Annotated in this window: 12 protein-coding genes and 1 tRNA gene; 10 read left to right on the top strand and 3 right to left on the bottom strand. The window is 59.5% G+C overall.

The features are described 5' to 3' along the window. Positions 1-22 precede the first annotated feature (22 nt). The 5 genes from HMPREF2792_RS11910 (at position 23) to HMPREF2792_RS11890 (ending at position 3,411) form a co-directional block, all read left to right on the top strand. Entirely contained in the window at positions 23-487 is a 465-nt protein-coding gene (locus HMPREF2792_RS11910) for a hypothetical protein (RefSeq protein WP_070533864.1), read from the top strand. 104 nt (positions 488-591) lie between these two features. After that, complete coding sequence (locus HMPREF2792_RS11905) at positions 592-1,071, top strand: hypothetical protein (RefSeq protein WP_070533880.1); 480 nt, start codon at positions 592-594, stop codon at positions 1,069-1,071. 116 nt (positions 1,072-1,187) lie between these two features. Further along, positions 1,188-2,093 carry a DUF418 domain-containing protein gene (locus HMPREF2792_RS11900; RefSeq protein WP_070533861.1) on the top strand — a complete coding sequence of 302 codons (906 nt, stop codon included), beginning with the start codon at positions 1,188-1,190 and terminating at the stop codon, positions 2,091-2,093. Next, positions 2,093-3,211: a trypsin-like serine protease gene (locus HMPREF2792_RS11895; RefSeq protein ID WP_070533859.1), complete on the top strand. Its 1,119-nt coding sequence runs from the start codon at positions 2,093-2,095 to the stop codon at positions 3,209-3,211. The genes HMPREF2792_RS11900 and HMPREF2792_RS11895 overlap by 1 nt, the downstream gene beginning before the upstream one ends. A gap of 11 nt (positions 3,212-3,222) precedes the next feature. Next, entirely contained in the window at positions 3,223-3,411 is a 189-nt protein-coding gene (locus tag HMPREF2792_RS11890) for a hypothetical protein (RefSeq protein ID WP_070533857.1), read from the top strand. Positions 3,412-3,658: 247 nt separating this feature from the next. On the opposite strand, the gene HMPREF2792_RS11885 is transcribed toward HMPREF2792_RS11890, so the two are convergent. After that, positions 3,659-4,687 carry a prephenate dehydrogenase gene (locus tag HMPREF2792_RS11885; RefSeq protein ID WP_070533855.1) on the bottom strand — a complete coding sequence of 343 codons (1,029 nt, stop codon included), beginning with the start codon at positions 4,685-4,687 and terminating at the stop codon, positions 3,659-3,661. 39 nt (positions 4,688-4,726) lie between these two features. Here HMPREF2792_RS11885 and HMPREF2792_RS11880 point away from each other — a divergent pair, with 39 nt between their 5' ends. The 4 genes from HMPREF2792_RS11880 to HMPREF2792_RS11865 all read left to right on the top strand — a co-directional run bounded on the left by HMPREF2792_RS11880 (position 4,727) and on the right by HMPREF2792_RS11865 (position 6,204). Further along, entirely contained in the window at positions 4,727-5,230 is a 504-nt protein-coding gene (locus tag HMPREF2792_RS11880; protein WP_070524567.1) for a tRNA adenosine deaminase-associated protein, read from the top strand. Positions 5,231-5,264: 34 nt separating this feature from the next. Then, positions 5,265-5,708, top strand: coding sequence for a nucleoside deaminase (locus tag HMPREF2792_RS11875; protein ID WP_070533877.1), 444 nt, complete (start codon positions 5,265-5,267; stop codon positions 5,706-5,708). A gap of 116 nt (positions 5,709-5,824) precedes the next feature. Next, on the top strand, positions 5,825-6,022 hold the full coding sequence (locus HMPREF2792_RS11870) for a CsbD family protein (RefSeq protein WP_070533853.1): 198 nt from the start codon (positions 5,825-5,827) through the stop codon (positions 6,020-6,022). Between the two features lie 91 nt (positions 6,023-6,113). Beyond that, a tRNA-Ser gene (locus tag HMPREF2792_RS11865) sits at positions 6,114-6,204 on the top strand. Positions 6,205-6,251: 47 nt separating this feature from the next. On the opposite strand, the gene HMPREF2792_RS13205 is transcribed toward HMPREF2792_RS11865, so the two are convergent. Beyond that, a complete protein-coding gene (locus HMPREF2792_RS13205; protein ID WP_167595823.1) occupies positions 6,252-6,419 on the bottom strand; it encodes a hypothetical protein in 168 nt (55 codons plus the stop codon). 97 nt (positions 6,420-6,516) lie between these two features. Between HMPREF2792_RS13205 and HMPREF2792_RS11860 the strand changes: the two genes are divergently transcribed. After that, positions 6,517-7,779: an MFS transporter gene (locus HMPREF2792_RS11860; RefSeq protein WP_083304454.1), complete on the top strand. Its 1,263-nt coding sequence runs from the start codon at positions 6,517-6,519 to the stop codon at positions 7,777-7,779. Between the two features lie 45 nt (positions 7,780-7,824). On the opposite strand, the gene HMPREF2792_RS11855 is transcribed toward HMPREF2792_RS11860, so the two are convergent. Further along, positions 7,825-8,160, bottom strand: coding sequence for a hypothetical protein (locus HMPREF2792_RS11855; RefSeq protein ID WP_070564224.1), 336 nt, complete (start codon positions 8,158-8,160; stop codon positions 7,825-7,827). Between the last annotated feature and the right edge of the window lie 108 nt (positions 8,161-8,268).

Here is an 8,268-nt window from a genome sequence, read left to right as displayed (position 1 = left end):
AAACCCGGTAGTGTTCTGAAATATGATCAAAGCGATTCTCACCGCCATTCTGCTATTCATCTCCTCGCTGTTTTCTAACGCAGGCTCCTCGGAGCTGGCGGGGAGCTCGGAGGCGTGGGGGCTAAACGTCGCCCAGCACGGCATCATTACGAACACCCCTGCAGATTTGGTCGAGGCAAACGATGAGCAGATGGAACATATCACTGCTTTTAGGTGGGAATCTGCAGCGAGCCCAGAGGATTTCTCCTTGAATTTCCAGAACCAGACGGTGTGGTTGCCCTGTAACGGCGGCGACTTTACCTTGGTTGATGGCGGCGTGGAGCTCAGCATGCTGACGGATAAGGCCTGCCCTAGAGGAAAAGTTGACCTTCCCTTCATTATGTTCCTGTCCGATCCGGCGAAGGTAATGGTGGCCTCAGATGCATCCGCAACCCCTGAGCGCATTTACCTCGTGCGCGATGAGAAAGCCATCGCCCTTAGCCACTGAGACGCATATCGCGCAGAGCTGAGTGAAACGCAGAGCTGACAACAGGCAGAAATGAGAAGGCCGACCAGAGCCACTGGTCGGTTGGGAAGGATACAATGATGCCCATGATTCAAGCGATTCTCTCCGCTATCCTGCTTTTCATTTCCTCCCTCTTCTCTTTTGCAGGCTCCTCGGAGCTGCCGGGAAGCTCAGGCGTAGCGGAAGCTGGATCCTCACAGCGCAACATTATTACCAGCACGCCCGCAGGCCTGGTCACCGCCAATGCACAGCAGATGGAGTTTGTGGTGAATTCCGAGTGGAAGTCTGCACAGCAGCCGGATTCTTTTTACGTGAACTTTAGGGATCAGTACTTGGAGTTCTCCTGCGATAACGCCGGCTTCCACTTTGAGAGCAACGAGGCTAGTGAGATTGATATCACGTGGGATTTGATGTCAGACAACATCTGCTTAGGCCCGCAATCGGACGGGGCCCTCATTGACTTTCTTCAAAGACCAGTAACGGTGAAGGTGGACCCCGATGCCTCCGCAACCCCTGAGCGCATTTACCTCGTGCAAGATGAGAAAGCCATCGCTCTTAGCCGCTGAGACGCATATCACGCAGCGCTGAGTGAAATGCAGAGCTGAAAACACACACAAATAAGAAGACCGGCCAGAGCCACTGGTCGGTCTTTAAACGTTTTCAATTGCAAGGAGATGAATAGGTGTCAGCGCGTGCCCGAATAGTGGGCCTCGATATTGCTCGTTCCTTGGCCATCATCGGGATGATTATTCTGCACATGGCCAACCTGGTGTGGAGCGCCAAAGTGGTGCTCTCCGGGCTGCCGGCGGCGGGCTTTGCCATCATTGCAGGTACCACGATGATGATTCTTGCCCGCGACTACTCGCTGCGGGTCTTCCTCAAGCTGGTCGCCCGCGGCCTGATAGTCATGCTCATCGGCGTGGCCTTGCTGCCTGTGGGCGGTGAGATTCAGGTGGTGCTCGTCGTGATGGGCGCGGCCATGGCTCTCACCGCTTGGGTGCCGCCGCTGGCCACCGTCTGGAAGGTCCTGCTCTTCGCGCTGGCCACCGCGGGCGCCACGGTGCTCTACGCGCCGTACACACTCCCACAGGTCTACCCCCTCGTGGCATTCCTGGCGTACATGGTGGCGGGCATGCTGCTTTACGACGTCTACCTCACCCGCCCCACCCGCACCCAGATCGTCACGACCGCGGTGGCCGTCGTCGTTACTGGCATCGGCCTGTGGCAGCGCTTTAACCCGGATATCGCCGGCTGGCTGCGCTTTACCGGGCATACGGGCGTGCTTGGTGAAATCCTTCTCTCCGTGGCGGTCACCGCGGTGGTGCTGCACCTGTGCCTGATCATTGGCCGTCACCTGCCGCGCTTGACCTTCCCCTTCGCGGCATTGGGCTCGATGTCGTTGACCATCTATATCCTGCACATTCTCACCGCACGCTACTGGCAGGCACACGTCTCCCTACACAACACCATGGCGGCACTGGGCTTTGTGCTCGCGTTCCTACTGTTGAGCGCGCTGTGGAAGAAGTTCTGTGGAAAGGGCCCGGCCGAGAGGGCCGTGGCTTGGGCAATCAAGGAGGTGGCCGCGTAATGGTGGCACGAAAGATAACTGCTGTTGTGGCCAGCTCTCTGGTCGTGGGGCTAGGCGCTGCGCCGGCCATGGCCTTGGAGTTTGCGCAGCCCGCTCCGCAATCGGAGGAAAGCGCTGCCGTGGCTGCGCTGCGCATGGGCAAGATCGGCAACTTTGGCGATTGCACGGGCACGCTGGTGGCTGAGCAGTGGGTGCTGACCGCCCGCCACTGCTTGGAGTCCGTCAACAACGAGGGCTCGCAGGCCCGCTTTGGCCAGGGCAAGGACACTCGCGTCTATGACGTGGACTCCTGGGCTGTTTCGCCGACTATCGACGCCGGCCTCATGCACCTGACCGAGCCCGTCGAGGGCATTAAGCCAGCTAAGCTCGCGGATGCGGTCCCCACCGCCGGCGAGAAAGGTCACTTTTACGGCTGGAGTAGTAGCTCCCGCATGGCCCGCAAAGGCCAGCTGCCGATGGCCGAGATGGAAGTCGGCGAATTGCTATCCGGCGGCACCCCGCCGGCAAGCCCAGACGAATCCGGCCAGAAGATGACGCCGGTGGCGCCGGGGGATACCGAGGCTATGGCTCCTGGTGACATGGCAGTGCCTGCTCCCGGTGGAATGGTCGCTCCCGCCCCTGGTTCGTCCAACGCGCCCCAGGTGATGGAGGGCGGCGACATGCCAGAGATCGCTGTTGGACCCGACGGCGCGGAAAGCATTCCGGCCGGTGAGCTTGGGGGAGTGGGCCCGATGATTGCGGCTGCCATCATGGACGTGAAGTCCCTCAATGGTGAGGGCATGCAGGGCGGCGACTCGGGCGGACCATTCTTTGTTAACGGTCGCCTCGTCGGTGTGGCCACGGCTGGTACGTCGAACGCGGATCCGGATCTGCCTTCGCCGAGCGCTGCCATCACGTCGGTGGTCGAGGTCCGCGATTGGATCGAGGACGTCACCAGCGGCCGCGATACCGACGGCGTCCTCACCGCCCACAATTCCCCGAAACCGCCGGCAACGATGCAGGTCAGCGCGCCCGTCGCGTGGCCAGCAGGCATTGCTGCGGTAGTGGGCCTCATCGCGATAGCCATCTTCTCGCGGGTGATTAGTCGCAAGTCTGGTGCTGGGAAGCGGACCAACTAGGCTGTTTCTCCATGAAGGAGAAACTCGTTCCGTGTCTGATTGCCGGCGCCATCCTTGGTGTGGTGCTGTGGCTGGCCTCCGGCATGCTGTGGTTGTTGCCGGTGGGCCTCGTGGTGGGCCTAGCGGGTTACCCGCTGCTCGGCATCACGCGCGATGAGTCCCAAGCCCGCAAGCGCCGTGACGACACCTTCCGCGACTAAGCGTCCCACCTCCCCCTTTGTCACCGCTCTACGCCGCTTCACAGCCGGTCACCAGATGGCACCCTACAAAAGGCTCCACTCAGAAGTCTCCAGTCAAAAGGTTCCCTTGGGGGCAAGTAAACCATCTTTAACCAGTTAGAAGGTTCGTTTGGGGGCAAAGAAACCTTTTGACTGGAACCAGGTGAGGGGAACCCGTTGAGAACCGCCTGCTAGAGCAGAAGGTCAGGGCTGGAAGCTCGCCAACGGGTTAGAAAATTTCGATGCGTCCGCCCAAAGACTCCGTTTGGCGCAGCTGTGCCACCCAGTTCGGCGCACCCGGGTGCATGCGCAAGACCGGGCGGGAGGAGATCTTCACCGGGGAGACCGATTCCTTGCGAGCACCGGAGCGGGCTTCGATGCGGGTGCGGGCGCGGAAGCCAGCGTCGGCAAGCGCGGCGATGGAAGGCTGATCCGAGGCCAGCGATTCGCGCGCATCCTGCAGCAACTCAAGGACTTCGTCGAGGGCCTGGACCAGCGCAGTCGAGTTGGTCTCGCACATCTGGCGCACCAGGTCCGGGCGAGTACCCGCCACGCGGGTGCCGTCCTTGAAGGAGCCAGCCGCCAAGGATTGGGCCAGGATGCCGCCATTATCGCCGACCACCGCGAGGGTCTCCGCCAACACGTGCGGCAGGTGCGAGATGCGGGCGACCGCGGCATCGTGGTTAGCCACGCGCACCGGAACTGCCTCCGCGTGAACCATCTGGGTCATGCGGACCACGTCCGCAAAAATGTTCTCCCACTCGGCGGGGATGCGCTCGCCGCGCGCCTCGCACTCGGCGGCATAGTCATAGGTGATAACCCAGGCAGCGCGGTTGAACAGCCCGGTGTGGGAGTTCTCCCAGCCGGACTTGGAGGTCCCGGCCATGGGGTGGCCGCCCACATAGCGCGACTCCATGTTGCGCTGCACAATGAGCTGGCGCACCTCGGTCTTGACCGAGACCACGTCCGTCAAGCCGCAGCTCGGGGCGTGTTCCTGAATGGAGTCGAGGACCGAGGCAACCGCATCCATGGGCACCGCGACGACGATAAGAGCGTTGTCTTCCTCTGCCCGGTGCAGGATGGCCGGCAGATCATCGGTGACGTCGTAGCCCTGTTTAATGGCCGTTCGGGCACCAGAGGTGGAGTGGTTGTAGCCGTACACGGAATGGCGTGCAGCAGCTAGGTCACGCAGGAGGGAACCTCCAATGAGACCGAGGCCGATAATGCAGACGGGGCGTTGAACATCTTGAGAACTCACGGTGACAATTGTGGCACAACCCGACTAATCTGACGAGGTATGAGCCACGACGATCTGTCCTTTGCCATCACCGTTGCCAGTGCCGAAGGCGGCTGGGTGATTCGCCCTTTCAAGGATGACTTCACCGACGTCAACACCTCCATCAAAGCGGTGCGCAACCTGCGTTCCGAGGGGGCGGCATTCGCGCTGCTGTGCGTGGAAGATGATTATTTCGTCGTCGTGCGCCCGGTTCCGGGGGATGTGCGCATGCTGCTTTCCGACGCCACCTACGCCTCCGAAGACGACTTCGCCGCGGATTTCCTGGACTTGCGCGATATCGATATCCCGGATTTGGACGAGGACGAGTGGGAGGACGCCGACCCCTACGGTGACGGCGATTTCGATATCTTCGCTGACCTCGGCCTCGATGAGAACCAGTTGGGCTACATCATCGATAACGATGAGGACTGGCCTTCTGACATGCTCCTGCGCATCGCCGGCGAGCTGGGCTTTGGCGATGAGCTAGAGGATTTCATCGACGGCCTTGACTCGGATGATTCTTAAACCAGCGGAGGGGCTGGTGCGCGCGGAGGCCCGCATGCGCCGCGCCTTAGAGGTCGCGCGCACGACGCCGGCGGGGGATATCCCTGTGGGTGCCGTGCTTTACGACGCCTCCGGAAAAGAACTCGCCACCGGCGTTAACCGCCGCGAGCAGCTAAATGACCCCACCGCACACGCAGAGGTGGAAGCCATCCGCCAAGCGGTGCGTGTGCATGGCGATGGTTGGCGTCTGGAGGGCTGCGAGCTGGTTGTCACCCTGGAGCCCTGCGCGATGTGCGCGGGCGCGATCCAGGCTTCCCGGGTGTCCTCGGTGGTCTTTGGTGCTTATGAACCGAAGACGGGGGCGTGCGGTTCGCTTGTCGACGTCCTCCGCGCCCCCGGTGCCCTCCACGTTCCCGAGGTACGCGGCGGCGTGCTGGAGGAGGAGTGCGCGGAGCTGCTCACGGGCTTCTTCGGGGGTCTTCGCGGCAGCGGCGCTTAGCCCCTGAGCGGGTTAGTGGCCCCGGAGCCGCCTTCCAGTTCGGGTGTAGGCTTGGTGGCCCACGTGAGAGAAGTAGAGAGTCCCACGTGAGAGAAGTAGAGAGTAAGGAGAAAACCATGGGTGATTTCGAGAACAAGAAGGACGAGTTCGTTGGCAAGGCTAAGGAAGCCGCTGGCGGCCTGACCGATAACGAGAAGCTGGAGAACGAGGGCAAGGCCGACCAGGTCACCTCCGAGGCTAAGCAGAAGGCTTCCGACGCCGTTGAGGGCGTCAAGGATAAGGCCACCGAGGTTATCGGTAACCTCAAGGACTAATTCCTAGCCTCATCTAGCTGAATCGCTGTCCGCGCCGCGTGGTGTGGGCAGCGATTTTGTCGCTCGGGATGACTCCCGTAATCTGGAACGCGGTGGCGTGTCCGAGCGGCCGAAGGTGATCGCCTCGAAAGCGATTGTTGGGTAACCCCCAACCGCGGGTTCAAATCCCGCCGCCACCGCCAGATCCGGCACTCCAGTTTTAGCTCTGGGGTGCCGGTCTTTTTGTGTTTTAGAAGCCGGCCCGCCCTCTATCAACATCTCTTTGGAAATCTAGCGCGGCTTGGCGTGCCTCGGGGTCGTGGTCTTCCGTGCGTTTGTGAATCCGCCGGCTCATCATGCCTGCTGGGATAGAAATGAGAAGGATGGCCGCGATGGCAACGATGACGAAAGTAGACATGGGGGTCTCCTAGAGCACTTCAGCGGATAAAACTCTGGTGGGGCAGGGGGTGTCCTGACTCTCTATGCGGGAATACTATGATGTGTAACACTATAAGATGTTGAGGTTGATGAATAGTCTTTCTTTCAGATCTACGTTCTCGCTTGTCTTCGCAGCAGCTGTCGTTTCCGGGTTGGGTGACGGCCTCATCCCGATTGCTTTTGCACTGCAAGCACACCGAGTAGATCCGTCGGGGCGCGGCTTGACGGTGGTGCTTATCGCGCTGTGGGCGGGCCGCTTCGTCAGTTCTTTAGTGGTCCGAAAGCTGCCGCCACCACACCGGCCAGTGACCTGGATGCTGGGTAGTGATGTCGTTCGGATGTTGGCGCAGTGGGGACTCGTGGCGTGGGTGGTTGTTCGTGGCGATTCCATTGCTGCGTTCGCGCTCTCAAGTTGCGTGTACGGTTGTGCCTCCTCATTCTTTGGACCAGCAAGGTTTAGCCTCTTGTCGCAGCTGTTTTCCGATGAGCAGCGCACCCGCGTCAATGGAACCCTGTCGATGCTCGGTGATGTGCTGTTTATTGCCGGCCCCCTCATCGGTACAGCGGTAGTGCTCACCTTGGGATTTAACACGGTATTGCTTATCGACGGCGCCACTTTCCTCGTGGCCATGCTCTTTGTTCTTCCGTTTCTCTCAGTATGCAGAGAACCAGCAGGAGAAAGCTCTAATAGCGCAGCGGCTGAACCAGGACCGGACAGTGCAGGTTCATCGACTTCGAACAAACCTCTTGCGTCCCCAACGCTTCCGAGCTGGGTGCGGGTAGGACTCGGTACTTGGCTGGTCGCGGCAGTGGTCAACGGCTTCCTGGGAAGTGCTGGACCTACATGGATTATGAATACTTTCGACGAAAAGTCGTGGGGATTTATGGCAACTGCGCTTGCGGTCGGTTCGCCGCTTGGCTCAGCCGCAACAATTCTGAAGGCATTAGATCGGGTGCGTTTTAGCACCTTGCAAATCCTGATGCTGATTCTTCTGGCCGGGCAGATCCTGGCTTTGGCATTCTCCTCTGTCTTCGTGCTCATCGCAGCAGTTGGTGCCGCTGCGTCCTTGATGATGACTGCTGCAGGAATTGCGTGGGATTCACTCGGGCAGTCTTTGGGGGATGATGGTCTGGTGCATCAGTTCGCTACAAAGGATCAGCTGGTCTTTACCGCCGGTACCCCGCTTGGAATGATTCTTTTCGCAGTTCTTTCTTCTCATCCTGGTGTTGCGGCGGTTGCCTTGGCAGTTGCGTTGGTAGTTGCAGCAGTTGCGTCGTTCTTGCCCGTGGCGCGTTCGCCGCGAACTGCAGATATGGCTGAGGGTGCTGTTCCTTTGTAATGAAGTAGGTACACATCGCAGGTGTGCAATTGGCTATGTGCGAGCTTAGGCCTCATTGAATTGTCTAGCCATGATTACTTGTGGATCGACGACCACCGAGCTCAGGCTCATCAAGAAGTAGAACAAATTTTGTTTGTCCACATTGGATGGGTCAATGCAGCAAGCAGCCTCTGCAAGGGCAGATACCTTGCCATAGTGGATAATCAATTCATCTGGTTCTTGGTCTATTTGTGCTTGATGGGTTCTCTCATCACTCGCCTTGAGCCATCGCTCCGCGCTCTCGAGATTTTTGGAGAACTCGGATTCTCTAAGTCGATTAATGATTTCCGGAGGAATCTCTTCGAGGAATGGAGCAGACACCGCGAGGAATGTCTTAGCCATTACTTCCAATTTCGATGAATCGCCCGTCAAACTTAGGGTTCTGGAGATGACGGGATCAAACCGAAGGTGGTGGTCCTCTAATGAGGTCAAGATATACCTACTCCCGTT

It is taken from the genome of Corynebacterium sp. HMSC068H04 (assembly GCF_001811255.1).
In the GTDB taxonomy this organism is placed as follows: Bacteria; Actinomycetota; Actinomycetes; order Mycobacteriales; family Mycobacteriaceae; genus Corynebacterium; species Corynebacterium hesseae.
Note: the sequence above shows the minus strand (reverse complement) of the source record. Positions and strands in the feature narration are given on the sequence as shown.